The 15,153-nt window shown below is 68.0% G+C and carries 16 protein-coding genes; 5 read left to right on the top strand and 11 right to left on the bottom strand.

Annotated features, from left to right (window positions below):
- Positions 1–193: 193 nt before the first annotated feature.
- Positions 194–730, bottom strand: coding sequence for a glycine zipper 2TM domain-containing protein (locus J7I44_RS12380; RefSeq protein WP_245188146.1), 537 nt, complete (start codon positions 728–730; stop codon positions 194–196).
- Positions 731–978: 248 nt separating this feature from the next.
- Here J7I44_RS12380 and cysS point away from each other — a divergent pair, with 248 nt between their 5' ends.
- Both cysS and J7I44_RS12370 read left to right on the top strand, forming a co-directional pair.
- Positions 979–2,346: a cysteine--tRNA ligase gene (cysS, locus tag J7I44_RS12375; protein ID WP_245188156.1), complete on the top strand. Its 1,368-nt coding sequence runs from the start codon at positions 979–981 to the stop codon at positions 2,344–2,346.
- Positions 2,347–2,471: 125 nt separating this feature from the next.
- Positions 2,472–2,900 carry a SufE family protein gene (locus J7I44_RS12370; RefSeq protein WP_209621164.1) on the top strand — a complete coding sequence of 143 codons (429 nt, stop codon included), beginning with the start codon at positions 2,472–2,474 and terminating at the stop codon, positions 2,898–2,900.
- 141 nt (positions 2,901–3,041) lie between these two features.
- On the opposite strand, the gene dksA is transcribed toward J7I44_RS12370, so the two are convergent.
- Complete coding sequence (dksA, locus tag J7I44_RS16875; RefSeq protein ID WP_245188145.1) at positions 3,042–4,301, bottom strand: RNA polymerase-binding protein DksA; 1,260 nt, start codon at positions 4,299–4,301, stop codon at positions 3,042–3,044.
- Between the two features lie 124 nt (positions 4,302–4,425).
- Between dksA and yidD the strand changes: the two genes are divergently transcribed.
- The gene (gene yidD / locus J7I44_RS12360; RefSeq protein WP_342451980.1) at positions 4,426–4,677 is read left to right on the top strand and encodes a membrane protein insertion efficiency factor YidD; all 252 of its coding nucleotides are present in this window, start codon (positions 4,426–4,428) and stop codon (positions 4,675–4,677) included.
- A gap of 132 nt (positions 4,678–4,809) precedes the next feature.
- Here the strand turns inward: yidD and folE2 are convergent, their stop codons facing one another.
- The 7 genes from folE2 to efp all read right to left on the bottom strand — a co-directional run bounded on the left by folE2 (position 4,810) and on the right by efp (position 10,475).
- Positions 4,810–5,757, bottom strand: coding sequence for a GTP cyclohydrolase FolE2 (folE2, locus tag J7I44_RS12355; protein WP_209621161.1), 948 nt, complete (start codon positions 5,755–5,757; stop codon positions 4,810–4,812).
- A gap of 123 nt (positions 5,758–5,880) precedes the next feature.
- Positions 5,881–6,729: a squalene/phytoene synthase family protein gene (locus J7I44_RS12350; protein WP_209621158.1), complete on the bottom strand. Its 849-nt coding sequence runs from the start codon at positions 6,727–6,729 to the stop codon at positions 5,881–5,883.
- Positions 6,729–7,409 carry a phosphoglycolate phosphatase gene (gph, locus tag J7I44_RS12345; RefSeq protein WP_209621155.1) on the bottom strand — a complete coding sequence of 227 codons (681 nt, stop codon included), beginning with the start codon at positions 7,407–7,409 and terminating at the stop codon, positions 6,729–6,731. The genes J7I44_RS12350 and gph overlap by 1 nt, the downstream gene beginning before the upstream one ends.
- On the bottom strand, positions 7,406–8,116 hold the full coding sequence (gene ubiG, locus J7I44_RS12340; RefSeq protein ID WP_209621152.1) for a bifunctional 2-polyprenyl-6-hydroxyphenol methylase/3-demethylubiquinol 3-O-methyltransferase UbiG: 711 nt from the start codon (positions 8,114–8,116) through the stop codon (positions 7,406–7,408). Before ubiG ends, gph begins: the two co-directional genes overlap by 4 nt.
- Positions 8,117–8,232: 116 nt before the next feature.
- Entirely contained in the window at positions 8,233–8,487 is a 255-nt protein-coding gene (locus J7I44_RS12335) for a YciI family protein (RefSeq protein WP_209621149.1), read from the bottom strand.
- 9 nt (positions 8,488–8,496) lie between these two features.
- The gene (locus tag J7I44_RS12330) at positions 8,497–9,828 is read right to left on the bottom strand and encodes a TRZ/ATZ family hydrolase (protein ID WP_209621147.1); all 1,332 of its coding nucleotides are present in this window, start codon (positions 9,826–9,828) and stop codon (positions 8,497–8,499) included.
- A gap of 77 nt (positions 9,829–9,905) precedes the next feature.
- Positions 9,906–10,475: an elongation factor P gene (gene efp, locus J7I44_RS12325; RefSeq protein WP_209621144.1), complete on the bottom strand. Its 570-nt coding sequence runs from the start codon at positions 10,473–10,475 to the stop codon at positions 9,906–9,908.
- 87 nt (positions 10,476–10,562) lie between these two features.
- Between efp and epmB the strand changes: the two genes are divergently transcribed.
- Positions 10,563–11,573, top strand: coding sequence for an EF-P beta-lysylation protein EpmB (gene epmB / locus J7I44_RS12320; RefSeq protein WP_209621141.1), 1,011 nt, complete (start codon positions 10,563–10,565; stop codon positions 11,571–11,573).
- A 177-nt stretch (positions 11,574–11,750) separates the two neighbouring features.
- Entirely contained in the window at positions 11,751–13,790 is a 2,040-nt protein-coding gene (locus J7I44_RS12315; protein ID WP_209621138.1) for an EAL domain-containing response regulator, read from the top strand.
- A gap of 170 nt (positions 13,791–13,960) precedes the next feature.
- Here the strand turns inward: J7I44_RS12315 and rplS are convergent, their stop codons facing one another.
- Both rplS and trmD read right to left on the bottom strand, forming a co-directional pair.
- Positions 13,961–14,356 (bottom strand): 50S ribosomal protein L19, encoded by a 396-nt coding sequence (gene rplS, locus J7I44_RS12310; RefSeq protein ID WP_209621135.1) that lies wholly within the window; start codon positions 14,354–14,356, stop codon positions 13,961–13,963.
- 25 nt (positions 14,357–14,381) lie between these two features.
- On the bottom strand, positions 14,382–15,149 hold the full coding sequence (gene trmD / locus J7I44_RS12305; protein WP_209621132.1) for a tRNA (guanosine(37)-N1)-methyltransferase TrmD: 768 nt from the start codon (positions 15,147–15,149) through the stop codon (positions 14,382–14,384).
- Positions 15,150–15,153: the final 4 nt, after the last annotated feature.

Below are 15,153 nucleotides of genomic sequence, written 5' to 3'. Positions count from 1 at the left end.
CCAGCGGCCATGCGGGCGCTGGTGAGCACGGTAGCGGTGTAGACGGCTGCGGACATGGGACTTCCGGGTAGGGAGCGGGCATCATGCCGGGATTCCTGCGGCGGCGCAACACCTATTTTTGGACGTCCATACGAACGGACGTCCAAAACGAAAACCGCCGCCCGGAGGCGGCGGTCTCAAGGCAAAACTCCCTTCACTCGGCCGGGGCGACGCTCACGCGTACCCGCAGGCGCTCGCCGGGATCGTAGTTCAGGCGGGAGACGTACACGTCGCCGTGATAGCGGTATTCGACGTCGTAGCCCATCAGGCGGCGCTGCTCGCTGACCGAGCTGACCTGGCGACAGCGGGTCACCGTGTCGTCATATTCGCGCTGGCCGCGTCCAGCCACGCCGTGGCCGACCGCGCCACCGGCCACCGCGCCGGCGACCGTGGCCGCCTTGCGGCCGTCACCCTTGCCGACGGTGTTGCCGAGCACGCCGCCAATTACCGCGCCGAGCACGGTGCCGGCGGTGGTATTGCCGCCGCCTTCGCGACGCACGACCGGCTCGTCGTAGCACTCCTGCCGCGGCACTTCGGTGCGGGCGACGCCGTACACCGGGTCGACCCGCAGCACGTCGGCCCAGCCGTAGTGCGTGTTGGCATCGTCGCCTTCGGCGTAACGACCGTCCTGCGCCTGCACGGCGCCGGTGGCGAGGACGAGCGCGAGGACGGGGAGCAACATCTTCTTCATGGGACCTCCAGCATGGTCCGAAAAGCGCTTCTGCGCGATTGTCATTGCAACAAATTCACGCTGAATCAACGCTTAGAGCTTCCGTGGGATGACCGGGGGCGTTGGGGCCATTCAGCGTCTGTCGGTTTCCTGGCGCTCGTCCGATCTTTCCCGCCAGTCCCCTCCCCCGACCCGCTCCGCGGAGGGGAGAGGAGCCATGGGTGGTGCCTGTTAAGATGCGCGGCCTCGCCGCGCCACCGACCCGTCCGATGCCGATCACCCTCTACAACAGCCTTACCCGCCGCACCGACGCCTTCGTGCCGCTCGATCCGCAGCGGGTGACCATGTACCTGTGCGGGCCGACCGTCTACAACTACGTGCACATCGGCAACGCGCGCGGCCCGGTGGTATTCGACGTGCTGGTGCGGCTGCTGCGCCGGCATTACCCGCAGGTGGTCTACGCCCGCAACATCACCGACGTGGACGACAAGATCAACGCCGCGGCGCTGGCCCAGGGCACGCCGATCGGCACGATCACCGACCGCTTTACGGCCGCCTACCGCGAGGACATGGCGGCACTGGGTATCGCGCCACCGGACATCGAGCCGCACGCCACGGCGCATATCGGCGAGATCATCGCGATGATCGAGACGCTCATCGCCAGCGGCCACGCCTACGCAGCCGACGGGCACGTACTGTTCAACGTCGGCACCTACGCCGCCTACGGCCAGCTCTCCGGCCGCGATACCGACGAGCTGATCGCCGGCGCGCGCGTGGAAGTGGCGCCGTACAAGAAGAACCCGACCGATTTCGTGCTGTGGAAGCCGTCCACGCCGGAACTGCCCGGCTGGGACAGCCCCTGGGGCCGCGGCCGCCCGGGCTGGCACATCGAGTGCTCCGCGATGAGCGCGGCGCACCTGGGCACGACCATCGACATCCATGCCGGCGGCGTGGATCTGACCTTCCCGCACCACGAGAACGAGATCGCACAGTCCACCTGCGCCCATGGCGGCGAGGTGTTCGCGCGCTGGTGGCTGCACAACGGCATGCTCACCTTCGACGGGCGCAAGATGTCCAAGTCGCTGGGCAACGTGCTGCTGGTGCACGAACTGCTCAAGCGTCACCCGCCCGAGGCGCTGCGCCTGTTGCTGCTGCGCGGCCATTACCGGCAGCCGCTGGACTGGTCCGAGACCGCGCTGGCGCAGGCGGTGAGCACGCTGGATGGCTGGTATCGCGTGCTGCGCGATCTGGCCGACGTGCGCGTCGAGGGCGAGCTGCCCGTACCCGCGCGGGTGGAGGCGGCGCTATGCGACGACCTCAACACCCCGCAGGCGCTGGCCGAGCTGGCCCTGCTCGCCGATGCGGCGCGGCACAGTGGCAGTGCCGACGCCAAAGCCGCGCTGCTCGGTGGCGGCGCGCTGCTCGGCCTGCTTCAGCAAGACGCCGAGGGGTGGTTCAAGCATGGCGACGATGGCGTGGATGCAGCCCGCGTCGAAATCTTGCTGGAGGCGCGCCGCGAGGCCCGCGCGGCCCGGGACTTTGCGCGCGCCGACGCCATCCGAAACGAACTGGCCGCCATGGGCGTGGTGATCGAAGACGGCGCGCAGGGCACCCGCTGGAGCGTATCCAAGGGCTAGCGCCTTTGCGGGACCCGCTCGCGGGCGGTTTCTTCCGCCTGCGGAACAAGGTCATCGCTTGCGAGCGGGATCCTGCGGGCGGAGATGGCTTCGACCGCGTGGTCGCGCTGCGCGATAATGCCCGCATGAACACCGCCGCCCCCAGCGCCGAGCAGGCGCAGCAGGACATTGCCGAGGAATTCGCTTTCTTCGGCGATTGGTCCGAGCGTTACCAGTACCTCATCGACCTGGGCAAGCAGTTGCCCCCCTTCCCCGAGGAGTGCAAGACCGAGGAGCATCGCGTGCACGGTTGCCAGTCGATGGTATGGCTGGTGCCCAGTGGCGACGCGACCAAGATGCACTTCGCGGCGACCAGCGATTCGGCGATCGTCTCCGGACTCATCGCCTTGGTGCTGCGCGTGTATTCCGACCGACCGGCCGCCGAGATCGTCGCCACGGAGCCGGCGTTCGTGCAGTCGATCGGCCTGGCCAAACATCTCTCCCCGACCCGTTCCAACGGCCTGACGGCGATGCTGGCCAAGCTCAAGGGCTACGCGGCGCAAACACTGGCTTGATGCGACGCTTCCTGCAGGAGCACACCTGCGCGCGATCGGCAGGCGTGGCGGTCGCGCCCAAGTGCGCTCCTACAGCGACTTTCCCCCTGAAACACGAAGCCCCGCATGACGCGGGGCTTCGTTTCGACCGGATCGCCGGGTTCAGTCGCCCATCTGCTTCTGCAGATGCTCGCGGCGCTCCTGCGCGTCGAGCGACAGCGTGGCGATCGGGCGCGCGTCCAGCCGCTCCAGGCCGATCTCCTCGTCGGTTTCCTCGCAGTAACCGTAGCGGCCTTCCTCGATCCGGCGCAGCGCCTTGTCGATCTTGGAGATCAGCTTGCGGTAGCGATCGCGGGTGCGCAATTCGAGCGAATTCTCCGTTTCGCGGGTCGCACGCTCGGCTTCGTCGCCGACGTCGCGCACCTCGTCACGCAGGTTCTCCATCGTCTGGCGCGATTCCTCGACCAGCTGGTCCCGCCAGTCCCGCAGCTTGTTGCGGAAGTAGGCAAGGTGCTTCGGGCTCATGTACTCCTCGTCGTTCGAGGGACGGTAACCCTTGGGCAGGTCGATGTTGATGGTGGAAGGCAGGGCGTAACGGCCATCCTCGCGGGTCACGCCATTGTCGAGAGTTGTAACGGAATTATTCATTGAGGACTGCGGGGTCTTCTGTTTCTTGAGTGGGGTATGGCGGGCGGTGGCCGTGGCCACGCGGGGGGGCGCCATAGCGACGGCACTCGCCACTTTGCCCTTCATGGGCGCAACGGCGGGTGATGGAGATGTTTGCTTGACGGCGACGGTCGGCGCCGCCGGTCGCGCGGCCGCGGGCTTGGACGGCCTGGTTTCCGGTTTGCTGACGATCTTGTACGGCTTGGGCGTGCTCGCCGGCTTGGGAGTGGCCTTCTTCGCAGCCTTCGTCACCGGCTTGGCGGGCGTCGCCTTCTTCGGGGCTGCCTTGGCTGGCGGCATCGCCGCTTTCTTCGGCGACGCCTTCGGCTGCGGCTTGGACGCCTTCCTGGCCGCGGCCTTCGGCTGTGGCTTGGCCTTGTTGGCGGCCGACGCCTTCTTCACCGCCGGAGCCGGCTTGCGCACAGCCTGCTTCCCGGCCGGGGCCTTGGCAGCAGGCGCCTTCCTGGCCGGAGCCTTCTTTGCCACGGTCTTGCTGGCGGACTTGGTAGCCGACTTTGCAGCGGGCTTCGCAGCCGCCTTGCCGGCGACCGGCTTGCGCGCAACGGGCTTCTTCACCGACGCCTGCTTGGCAGCCGGCTTGCGGGCAGGCGCAGCCTTTTTGGCGGTAGCGCTCTTGCCGGTCCGGGCAGCGGCCGCAGCGACTTTGGGCTTGCTCGTCTTGGCTTCTTTCGCCTTGCCCGCAGCCTTCCCTTTCTGCGCCTTGGCGGCGGTCGAACTACGCGTCGTTTTCGCCATATCCCTTCACCGTTTTGGCCGTGGCGGCCGGGTGTTATAGCCCATGCGTCTTACACCATCAACAGGCATCTGGAATACTTCGTGTCACTACATGCCGCGAGCCGTTTCGGCTGCGTGAACGAAAGTGACCCGATTCCTGCTCCTCCTGCTTGGCGCTTACAAACGCTTGCTGAGCCCCCTGCTGGGTCAGCGTTGCCGCTTCCACCCCAGCTGTTCCGATTATGCACGGATTGCCATCGTGCGCTTCGGCCCCCTGCGTGGCAGCGTCTTGGCGCTATGGCGCATCCTGCGTTGCCAGCCGTTGTGCGCCGGCGGCGAGGACCCGGTGCCTGAGGATTTCCACTTCGCACGCTGCCGCTCCCACGAGGAACACTGACTGGCAGCGGCCCTTCACCGAACGCGTGGGACCGCGACGTTGGATGATCGAGCGAGAAACGCTGCCCAAGGCTGTCCCATCCGCGCTTCGGGCAACTTCCCCGCGCGCGAGGGGAGGATCAGCGGGGCCGAACTAGGCCGCCGAGCCGTAACCGCCCGGCACGCCTTTGCTGGCGTAGGCCACCGCGTCGTGCGGGTGCAGGCTTTCCTGGTGTTCCAGGCGCACATGGAAGTCGGCGATGCGCGGGTCTGCATCGAGTGCCTTCTGGATACGTCGCGCGGCATCTTCGCAAAACATCAGGTTGCCGCCGTTGGCCAGCGCGAAGGCCTGTTCGTCCTCGCGTTTGACCGCGGTCTGCACCGGCGTGCCGAGCGCCTGCTCGACCCGGTCGAGCGTCGAAATCAGGTTGAAGCCCACACCATCGGCCAGGCGCACCAGCAAGCGCGCCACGCTGCGCTGCGCATGCGGCGTGGCGACGATGCCCTGCTCGCTGCCCAGCCAGGCCAGCACGGCCGCGTGGTCGAGCGGTTGCGCGGCGTCAAAGTCGCGCGCGAACTGCTCCTGGATCATCTGGCGCGACAGCGCGGCGGACGCCGGGCAGGTCGAGGAGTAGACCACCTCGGTTCCCAGCTCGAGCTGGAATCCCTCGGGCGAGAGGCTCGCCTCGATCGACACCGGGTAGGCACGCCAGCCGCTGTTGCCGCTGCGCAATGCAGGTCGTCGGACCAGATGATCGAAGCGGATGCTGATGCGGGCACGGTCCGAAAGATCCTTGTGCGACTCCAGGAATGCCTGCAGCAGCGCCTCGATCATCGCCGCGTCCAGCGGGTTGGCGCCGAGGTGCCGGTCGACCAGCAGGTAGAGGCGCGACATGTGAATGCCGCGCTTGTCCGGGCGGGTCAGGTTGACGAAGGCGCCCACCTGCGCACTGGCGCGCTCCACGTTGCCGTCGCCCGCATCGAAGCGCACCGGCACCTCGATGCCGTCCATGCCCACCCAATCCAGCGCACCGGCCAGATGCGGCTGCGCCTGGACGGCGACGTCGGGCAGCAGGCGGGCGGTGTTTTCGTGGCTGTGCATGGGATGTCCTTGCGGCAGGCGGGGGCGCCGTGCGGCTTTCTATTTTGGGGCAGCGCGCGCGGGGGCAACAGGCATGCTGCGGAAACACTGTGTTGAGTGCATGGAACCGCGCTCGTGGTTGGGTCAGGCGGCGCCCGCACGACGCCAGCGTCGCGCAGCCTGCCAGGCGGCCCATGTCGTCGCCAGGCCGCCGGACGGGCGGGCGCGCTGCAGCGCCTGCAACGGCTCGGCGGCCCCGGTCGCATGCCGACTCAAGCGCTCGCCCTCGCGCGACTCGATTGCGCGGAACACGCTGAGCGGGCCAGGCAGTCGCGAGGCCTCGCGCCAGCTGGCCGCGAGCTCGCCCAACTGGTCGCGTACGGCCGCGTTGCGTGCAGCGCCGGCGCGGCGCAACTGGTCGCGGCTCAGACCATGGCGCGCCAGCGACGCCATCGGCAATGGCAAGCGGTCGCGTTCGACATCGTCATCCAGGCGGCGCAGCGCATGCAGCAGATGGCTCAGCGCGGCAAGCCGGGCCGCACGCTCGGGCGAGGCCGCCTCGCCGAACCACCAAGCGGTCTCCAGCGCAGCCAGCGCACCGTGCAAGGGCGAGGCGGCCGCCAACTGGGCGCCGAAGTCGGACGCGGTTCCCTCTTCCAGCTGGGCCATCGCCGCCAGCACCGGGGCCAGCCAGCGCTCACTGCCCACGCGCGAGGCACGCTCATCGTCGAACAGCACCTGGGTCAGCGGATGGCGTCCGCCGGTTTCCGCGGCGTTGGCCAGCTCCTCCGCCCACCAGTTGAGTTTGGTGGCAGCCACATGCGCTTCGCGGATGCCGTAGGCGGCAGCAAGCCATTCCTGCTCCAATGCGGCCAGTGCAATGTGGCCCGGGTAGCGCGCGGGATCGACGAACGCCAGCGCCACGCGCTGCGCCGGTTGCGCGGCCAGCCATTTGTCGACGTAGCTCTGCAGGGCGTTGTGACCGGCGTCCATCACGCCACCGCCTGGCCGTGGCGCAGCCATTGGGCGAACTGGTGAGGCGTGTCGAGCACGGCGTCGGCGTTCCATTCGTGCGGATTGCCGCCGTCGAGGTAGCCCCAGGCCACCGCTACGGTGTACAGCCCGGCGGCGGCGCCGGCCATGACGTCGCGGCGGTCGTCGCCGACGAACAAGCTGCGTGCCGGGTCGACGCCCGCGCGCTCGCAGGCCAGGCGCACGGGTGCCGGATCGGGCTTCTTCACCGGGAGGGTGTCGCCGCTGACCACCGCCGCCGCACGGCCCTCCCAGCCGATCCGCTTGAGCAGTTCGTCAGTGAGGAAGCCAGCCTTGTTGGTGACGATGGCCCAGCGCACGCCGGCGGTTTCGAGCTGGGCGAGCATTGGCTCGATACCGTCGAACGGGCGCGTGGCCTGGCCCATCACCTCTTCGTACAGCGCCAGATAGCGCTCCACGCGGGCTTCCACCGCCGGTTCGCCCTGGTCGCCGAAGGCGCATCGCAATACCGCCCGCGCGCCACGCGAGACCACCTCGCGCACCGGCGCATAAGGGGGCACCGGCGTGCCCTCTTCCCCGCACTGGCGCTCGAGCGCGGCGTAGAGGTCCGGGGCGCTGTCGAGCAGCGTGCCGTCGAGGTCGAACAACACCCCTTCGATGATGTTCGGCAGCGGTTTCATGCCGGCTTGCGCGCACACAACAGGTAGTTGACCGCCGTGATGCGGCTCAGCGAGGCCTTGCGCGTGAGCGGGTTGTAGGCCAGGCCCGACACGTCCTCCAGTTCCAGGCCCGCATGGCGCAGCAGACGACCCAGTTCCGAGGGTTTGAGGAATTGCGCGTAGTGATGGGTGCCACGCGGCAGCAGGCGCATCACGTACTCCGCGCCGAGGATCGCCGCGCCGAACGCGGCCGGCGTGCGGTTGAGGGTGGACATGAACAGGCGTGCGCCCGGCTTGAGTATCGCAGCCAGGTCGGTCACCAGCGCGACGGGGTCGGGCACGTGCTCGATCAACTCCATGCAGCAGACCGCGTCGAAGCTTTCCGGCTCGTTGGCGGCGAGTGCAGCGGAGGACTGCACGCGGTAGTCGAGCTGCAGTTCCGACTCGAACAGGTGCAGCTTCGCCACCTCGATGACTTTCTCGCCCAGGTCGATGCCGGTGACCCTCGCACCGTTGCGGGCCAGCGCCTCGCTCAGCAGACCGCCACCGCAGCCGACGTCGGCAACCTTCGCATCGCGCAGGTCCACGCGGGCAGCGACGTAGGCGGCCCGCACCGGGTTCAGGTCATGCAGCGGGCGCGATTCGCCGTCCGGATCCCACCAGCGGGCGGCCAGCTTGTCGAAGCGGGCGATTTCGTCGGGGCTGACGTTGGTGGTGGTGTCGGTCATGGAACAGTCCTTACGTGCGCAGACTTTTGTAGGAGCTCGCTTGCGGGTGATGCTCTTTCGACGCGCCTTGAAGCCAGGGCATCACCCGCATGCGGGCTCCTTCGAGTGAGGGGCGGCTAGTGCGCCTGCCATTCGTACACGGTCACGTCCCAACCGCCGCTGACGTGCGTAGGGTCGCGATGGGCGATGGCTTGCGCCTCGGCCAGGTCCGTCGCGTGCAGCAGGTAGGCGCCGCCGGACTTGTCGCCGAACGGGCCCGAGCGCTCCACGCGGCCTTCCGTACGCAGTTCGACGAGGAAGCGCTGGTGCGCCGGCACCACAGCCGGGTCGAACTGCGGGCGGCGCATGACCATGACCAGATAGACGTTCATGCGTCCTCCTTACGAAAACGCGGCGATGCGCTCGCGCCAGGCGTGTGCCTTGGCCAGGATCGCCGCTGGTTCGAGGTCGACCAGCTCGCGCCCGGCGAGCTTGCGGCGGCCGGCGATCCATACGTCAGTCACCTGGTGGCGCCCGGCCGCGTAGGCCAGCTGCGAAGCAACGTGGAACAGCGGCTGTGTCTCGATATCGCTCAGCCGCACGGCCGCGAGATCGGCCTGCTTGCCTGGCTCGATCGAGCCGATGCGGGCGTCCAGGCCGATCGCCTTGGCACCGTTGAGCGTGGCCGCGCGCAGCGCATACGCCGCATCGAATGCCGCAGCGTCGGAAGCGACCGCCTTGGCCAGGATAGCCGCCGTGCGCATCTCGCCGACCATGTCCAGATCGTTGTTGGAGGCGCAGCCGTCGGTGCCGATCGCCACGTTGACACCGGCGCGGCGCAACTTTTCCGCCGGACAGAACCCGGAGGCGAGCTTGAGGTTCGACTCGGGGCAGTGCACCACCGACACGCCTGCGTCCGCGCAGACGGTGATCTCGCCCTCGGTCAGCTGTGTCATGTGCACCGCGATCAACCGGTCGTTGACCAGGCCCAGCTTCTGCAGGCGCTGGAACGGGCGCAGGCCGGATTTCTTCTTTTCTTCCTCCACCTCGTGCGCGGTCTCGTGCAAGTGCAGGTGGACCGGGATGTCGAGCTGGTCGGCCAGCACACGGATGCGCTCGAAGCTCTCGTCCGAGACCGTGTAGGGCGCGTGCGGCGCAAACGCCGTACCGACCAGACTGTCGCCACGGAAGCTGTCGTGCACTTCGCTGGCGCGCTCGAAGTATTCGTCCTGGCTCTTGGCCCAGGCGGTGGGAAATTCGATCACCGGCAGGCCGACCACGGCACGAAAGCCCAGCCGCCGGTAGGTCGCGCCGATCACGTCAGGGAAGAAGTAGTTCTCGTTGGCGCAAGTGGTGCCGCCGCGCAGCATTTCGGCGACCGCCAGTTCCACGCCGTCGCGCACGAACTCCGCGCCGATCACCTTCGCCTCGGCCGGCCAGATGTGCTGCTGCAGCCAGGTCATCAGCGGCAGGTCGTCGGCCAGCCCACGCAGCAACGTCATCGGGTTGTGCGTGTGGCTGTTGACCAGGCCGGGAATCAGCGCGTGCTCGGTCAGCTGCACCCGCTCGCGCGGCGCGTAGACCTCGCGCGCCTGCGCGATCGGCAGTACGGCTTTGATCTGGCCGCCGTCGACCGCCACCGCGTGATGTTCCAGCACCACCGCGTGCGGCTCCACGGGAACGACCCAGCGGGCTTCGATGAGGAGGTCGATCTCGGTGGCGGTTGGAATCATCGGGGTCTCGTGTGGCGTTGGAACGAAAACGGCACGGCGCCTGCGCTGCCGTGCCGTCGGTTTGCTGCAGCCTGCGCTTACTTGCCGACGCGGCTGACGTATTCGCCGGTGCGGGTGTCGACCTTGATCACCTCGTCGGTGCCCACGAACAGCGGCACGCGCACCACGGCGCCGGTTTCCAGCGTGGCCGGCTTGCCGCCGCCGCCGGAGGTGTCACCACGGACGCCCGGGTCGGTCTCGGTGATCTTCAGCTCGACGAAGTTCGGCGCCTGCACGGTGATGATCTCGCCGTTGAACAGCGTCACCACGCACTCTTCCTCGCCCTTGAGCCACTTCGCCGCATCGCCCACGCCCGCCTTCGTGGCCTGGTGCTGCTCGAAGCTTTCCTGCTGCATGAAGTGCCAGAACTCGCCGTCGGAGTACAGAAACTGCATGTCGGTGTCGGTGACGTCGGCGACCTCGAAGGAGTCGGACGACTTCATCGTCTGCTCGGTGGTGCGGCCCGTCTTCAGGTTGCGGATGAAGATGCGGGTGAACGCCTGGCCCTTGCCGGGCTTGATGAAGTCGGCGTCGGTGATGACCCACGGATCGTTGTTGTGAAGGATCTTCATACCCTTCTTGACGTCGTTGAGACCGGCGGTCGCCATGCGCTTTCTGCTCCAGAGGTAAACACCGCCGTTCCGGCGGCTAAAATAGGGGTTTGCACGGGCCCGAAGCCCGCCTCAAGGCCCACCATGATAACCGCAAGCCCCGCCGCCCGCCTATCGCCGACCACCCCCGACTGGCGCGAGCTGTGGCGGGACGCGATCACCGACGCCGGCGAGTTGCTGGGGGCCGTGGGGCTGGCGCACCTGGCCGACCGGCTGCCGCCGGCCGACGCCGGCTTCGCGCTGCGGGTGCCGCGCGGCTTCGTGGCGCGCATGCGCCCGGGAGATGCTGGCGACCCGCTGCTGCTGCAGGTTCTGCCGCAACTGGCCGAACTGGACCACGTGCCCGGCTTCGTCGCCGATGCGGTGGGCGACCTGGCCTCGCGCGAGGCGCAGGGCGTGCTGCACAAGTACCACGGCCGTGCATTGCTGATCGCCAGCGGCAGTTGCGCGATCAACTGTCGCTATTGCTTCCGCCGGCACTTCCCCTACGGCGAGGAGATCGCCGCGGCCGGACAATGGAAGCAGGCGCTGGCCCATCTGAAGGCCGACCCGTCGATCAGTGAGCTGATCCTGTCCGGCGGCGACCCGCTCGCCCTGGCGACCTCGAAGCTGGAAGAGCTCGGCCGTGGCCTGGCAGACCTACCGCAGGTGACCCGCCTGCGTATCCACACCCGCCTGCCGGTGGTGCTGCCCGAGCGCATCGACAGGCCGTTCCTGGCCTGGCTGGAGGCGTTGCCGCTGCAGAAAGTCGTGGTGCTGCACGCCAACCATGGCAACGAGTTCGACAGCAGCGTGGACACTGCCTGCGCATCCCTGCGCCAGGCCGGCGCCACGCTGCTCAACCAGTCGGTGCTGCTGCGCGGGATCAACGATGAGGCCGACACGCTGGCGGCGCTATCCGAGCGGCTGTTCGCCGCCGGCGTGCTGCCCTACTACCTGCACCAGCTGGACCGCGTGCAGGGTGCCGCCCATTTCGAGGTGGACGACGCGCGCGCCCTGGCCCTGGTCGAGGACCTGCGCCAGCGCCTCCCCGGCTACCTGGTACCCCGGCTGGTGCGCGAAATCGCCGGGGATGCTTCCAAGCGCCCGCTGTGACGATGCGACGGGTCGGATGAGGCGGGTGTTGCCTTTGTGTGACTTGCCGCTGGCGCTCTCGGGGGGAATCCGTTACAAACCGTGGATGGAGGGTGAACGGCTGGAACCGGCTCGCCTTCCGGTCGCGGCGAGGGGCGCCAGCGACCCCGCCGATCCACGGGCAGCCGCCAGGGCTCAATGAAAAAAGACTCCGTCATCAAGATCCTCTTCGTCGAAAAGTCCGTCGAGGATGCCGAACAGATCATCAGCCTGCTGCGCAACGCCGGCATCGCGGTACGCCCGGCGCGGGCGACCCAGGCCGACCAGGTGCGGACGGCACTGGACGAGCTGGAGCCGGACATCGTGCTGTTCGACCCGGCTGCCGGCCTGGAGCTGCGCGAGGTCGCCCACCTGCTGGACGCGCACGGCCGCGACGTGGCACTGCTGGCGCTGGTCAACCAGCTCGACACCCAGAGCGTGGCCGAAATGTTCGCCGGCGGCGTGCGCGGCACCGCGCTGCGGACCCAGCCCAAGCAACTGATCGCGGTGCTGCAGCGCGAGTTCGAGTCGCTGCACACGCGCCGCCAGGTACGCCTGCTGGAAGCCGCCCTGCGCGAGTCCGAGCGCCGCTGCGACGCCCTGCTCGATTCCTCCACCGATCCCATCGCCTACGTGCATGAAGGCATGCACGTGCGCGCCAATCGCGCCTACCTGGAAACCTTCGGCTACGAGGAGTTCGACGACCTGCTCGGCCTGCCGGTGCTGGACATGATCGGCACGGCAGATGCCGAAGCCTTCAAGGGACTCCTGCGCGCCCATTCGCGCAAGGAAAAGGCGTCCAACCAGGTCGAGCTGCAGGCGCGGCGCGCCGACGCCAGCACCTTCAAGGCCACGGTCGAATTCGCTGGCGCCACCTTCGAGGGCGAACCTTGCCTGCAGATCGTGTTCCGCCGTCAGCAGGTCGACCCGGCGCTGATCGAACAACTGCAACGCGACCCGGTCACCGGCCTGTTCAACCGCGCCCGCACGCTGGAGACCATTGACGAGTCAGTGGCCGCCGCGGCCAAGGGCAAGAAGGGCCAGACCCTGCTGCTGATCGAGCCGGACAACTGGCAGACCATCGTCGCCGGCATCGGCCTGGGCCAGGCCGACGAGCTGCTGGCGGCGTTCGCGGGCCGCATCAGCGCGCTATTGGGCGAGACCGACACGGCCGGCCTGCTGGCCGAGCACACCATCGGCGTGATGCTTCAGTCGCGTAGCGACGAGGCGATCAAGCAGTGGATCGAAGGCGTGCTGCAGTCCATCGCCAGCGACATTTTCGATGCCGGCACCCGCTCCATCACGGTCACCGCCAGCATCGGCGGCAGCCTGCTGGGCGAGAAGAACGCCAACGCCGAGCTGCTGCTCAACCAGGCCAGCCAGGCGCTGCGCAACGCGCAGAGCCAGGGCGGCGGCCGCAGCGAACTGCATGACCCGGCCGCCCGCGAGAAGGCCGAGGAGGAGCGCGAGCGTTACTGGCTGCAGCTGCTCAAGCAGGCGCTGGAGCAGGACAACTTCGTGCTCTACCACCAGCACACGATCAGCCTGCAGGACGCCGAGGGCGAATACTCCGAGGTCCTGCTGCGCATGAACGGCCCGCAGGGCGAGGTGCTGCCCGGCTTCTTCATGCCGATCGCCGAAAAGCACGGCCTGACCCCGGCGATCGATCGCTGGGTACTCAACCGTGCGATCGAGATGCTCAAGGCGCGCGACGGCCAGGGCGTGCAGACGACCTTCTTCGTCAAGCTCACTGCCCAGTCGATGCAGGACGCCGCGTTCCTGCCCTGGCTGGAGGACCGGCTCAAGCGCGCCGGGCTGCGCCAGGGCCAGATCGTGCTGGAGATGACCGAGAGCAAGGTGGTGACGCTGCTGCGCCCGGCGCAGGAGTTCATCACCCGCTGGAAGAAGATGGGCGGGCGCTTCGCGCTGGAGCAGTTCGGCTCGGGCCTCAATTCGTTCCAGTTGCTGACCCACATCGACGCCGACTACCTGAAGATCGACCGTACCTACATGAACCAGCTGCCGCAGCATCCCGAGAACCAGAAGAAGATCGGGGAGATCTGCGTGCAGGCGCACGAGATGAAGCGACTGACCGTGGCCGAGTGGGTCGAGGATGCGACCAGCACCTCGCTGCTGTTCGCCTGCGGCGTGGATTTCGTGCAGGGCAACTTCCTGCAGGAACCGCAGCGGTTGATGTAGCAGGGCGACTGGCTGATCGGCAGGAGCGCACCACGTGCGCGACGCGGATGGGCTGCGGCATGGCGGTCGCGCACAGGGTGCGCTCCTGCAGGGCTCCCGACTTTCACCGGTGCAAACAAAAACCCCGCGGATCGCTCCGCGGGGTTTTTGCGCGGATCGTTACGCAGCCCTTACTCGGCGGCGGCAGCAGCCTTGGCGGCCGCCTTGGCGGCCGACACGGCGGCGATGTCTTCCTTGATGCGGGCAGCCTTGCCTTCCAGCCCACGCAGGAAGTACAGCTTGGCGCCGCGCACCTTGCCCTTGCGCTTGACCTGCACCGAATCGATCGCCGGGCTGTGCGCCTGGAACACGCGCTCCACGCCGGTGCCGTGCGAAATCTTGCGCACGGTGAAGGCCGAATGCAGGCCGCGGCTGCGCTTGGCGATGACGATGCCCTCGAAGGCCTGCACGCGCTCGCGGTTGCCTTCCTTCACCTTGACGTTGACCACCACGGTGTCGCCGGGGCCGAATTCCGGCAGCTGGCGGGTGATCTGCTCGGCTTCGAACTGTTCGATGATCTTGTTCATGGCAACACCTGATTGAAATTTGCAATTACTGCGGCTTGACGGCCGCTTCGTCGTGCCGCGAATGCTCGCGGCGGAATTCTTCCAGCAATGCGCGGGACGCTTTGTCCAGCGCGCATTGCGCCAAAAGGTCGGGCCTTCGCAGCCAGGTCCGTCCCAGCGACTGCTTCAGGCGCCAGCGGCGGATCGCCGCGTGGTCGCCGGAAAGCAGCACGTCCGGCACGTCACCCAGTGCGTCATGCACCGGCTTCGCGTAGTGCGGACAGTCGAGCAGTCCGTTCGAGAACGAATCCTGCTCGGCGGATTGCGCGTCATTCAACGCGCCCTCCTGCAACCGGCCGACCGCGTCGATGATCACCGCGGCGCCCAGCTCGCCCCCGGACAGCACATAATCGCCGATGGAGAGCTCCTCGTCGACCTCGTGCGCCAGCAGGCGTTCATCCACACCCTCGTAACGCCCGCAGAGCAAGGCGATGCGCGGCAATGTCGCCAGCGCCTCCACCCTGCCCTGCGTCAGCCGCGCTCCCTGCGGGCTGAGATAAATCACGTGCGCCGGTTCCGGCGCCGCCTCGCGCATGGCCTTAAGGGCCGCCCGCAAGGGTTCGATCAGCATCACCATCCCGGGTCCGCCGCCGCAGGTGCGGCCGTCCACGGTGCGGTAATTGTCGGTGGCGTAGTCGCGCGGGTTCCAGGTTTCCACCTGCAGCAACTGCCGCTGCTGCGCGCGACCCACTACACCGACGGCGGCGCACTGGCGCATGAAGTCGGGAAACAGCGTGACGACATCGATGCGCATCGGA

This window comes from Frateuria flava (assembly GCF_017837635.1).
GTDB lineage: Bacteria > Pseudomonadota > Gammaproteobacteria > Xanthomonadales > Rhodanobacteraceae > Frateuria_A > Frateuria_A flava.
Note: the sequence above shows the minus strand (reverse complement) of the source record. Positions and strands in the feature narration are given on the sequence as shown.

Bases quoted from the DNA above. Each gene is read 5' to 3' on its own strand.
- J7I44_RS12380 (WP_245188146.1), bottom strand. From the start codon at position 730: ATGAAGAAGATGTTGCTCCCCGTCCTCGCGCTCGTCCTCGCCACCGGC.
- cysS (WP_245188156.1), top strand. From the start codon at position 979: ATGCCGATCACCCTCTACAACAGCCTTACCCGCCGCACCGACGCCTTC.
- J7I44_RS12370 (WP_209621164.1), top strand. From the start codon at position 2,472: ATGAACACCGCCGCCCCCAGCGCCGAGCAGGCGCAGCAGGACATTGCC.
- dksA (WP_245188145.1), bottom strand. From the start codon at position 4,301: ATGGCGAAAACGACGCGTAGTTCGACCGCCGCCAAGGCGCAGAAAGGG.
- folE2 (WP_209621161.1), bottom strand. From the start codon at position 5,757: ATGCACAGCCACGAAAACACCGCCCGCCTGCTGCCCGACGTCGCCGTC.
- J7I44_RS12350 (WP_209621158.1), bottom strand. From the start codon at position 6,729: ATGGACGCCGGTCACAACGCCCTGCAGAGCTACGTCGACAAATGGCTG.
- gph (WP_209621155.1), bottom strand. From the start codon at position 7,409: ATGAAACCGCTGCCGAACATCATCGAAGGGGTGTTGTTCGACCTCGAC.
- ubiG (WP_209621152.1), bottom strand. From the start codon at position 8,116: ATGACCGACACCACCACCAACGTCAGCCCCGACGAAATCGCCCGCTTC.
- J7I44_RS12335 (WP_209621149.1), bottom strand. From the start codon at position 8,487: ATGAACGTCTATCTGGTCATGGTCATGCGCCGCCCGCAGTTCGACCCG.
- J7I44_RS12330 (WP_209621147.1), bottom strand. From the start codon at position 9,828: ATGATTCCAACCGCCACCGAGATCGACCTCCTCATCGAAGCCCGCTGG.
- efp (WP_209621144.1), bottom strand. From the start codon at position 10,475: ATGGCGACCGCCGGTCTCAACGACGTCAAGAAGGGTATGAAGATCCTT.
- epmB (WP_209621141.1), top strand. From the start codon at position 10,563: ATGATAACCGCAAGCCCCGCCGCCCGCCTATCGCCGACCACCCCCGAC.
- J7I44_RS12315 (WP_209621138.1), top strand. From the start codon at position 11,751: ATGAAAAAAGACTCCGTCATCAAGATCCTCTTCGTCGAAAAGTCCGTC.
- rplS (WP_209621135.1), bottom strand. From the start codon at position 14,356: ATGAACAAGATCATCGAACAGTTCGAAGCCGAGCAGATCACCCGCCAG.
- trmD (WP_209621132.1), bottom strand. From the start codon at position 15,149: ATGCGCATCGATGTCGTCACGCTGTTTCCCGACTTCATGCGCCAGTGC.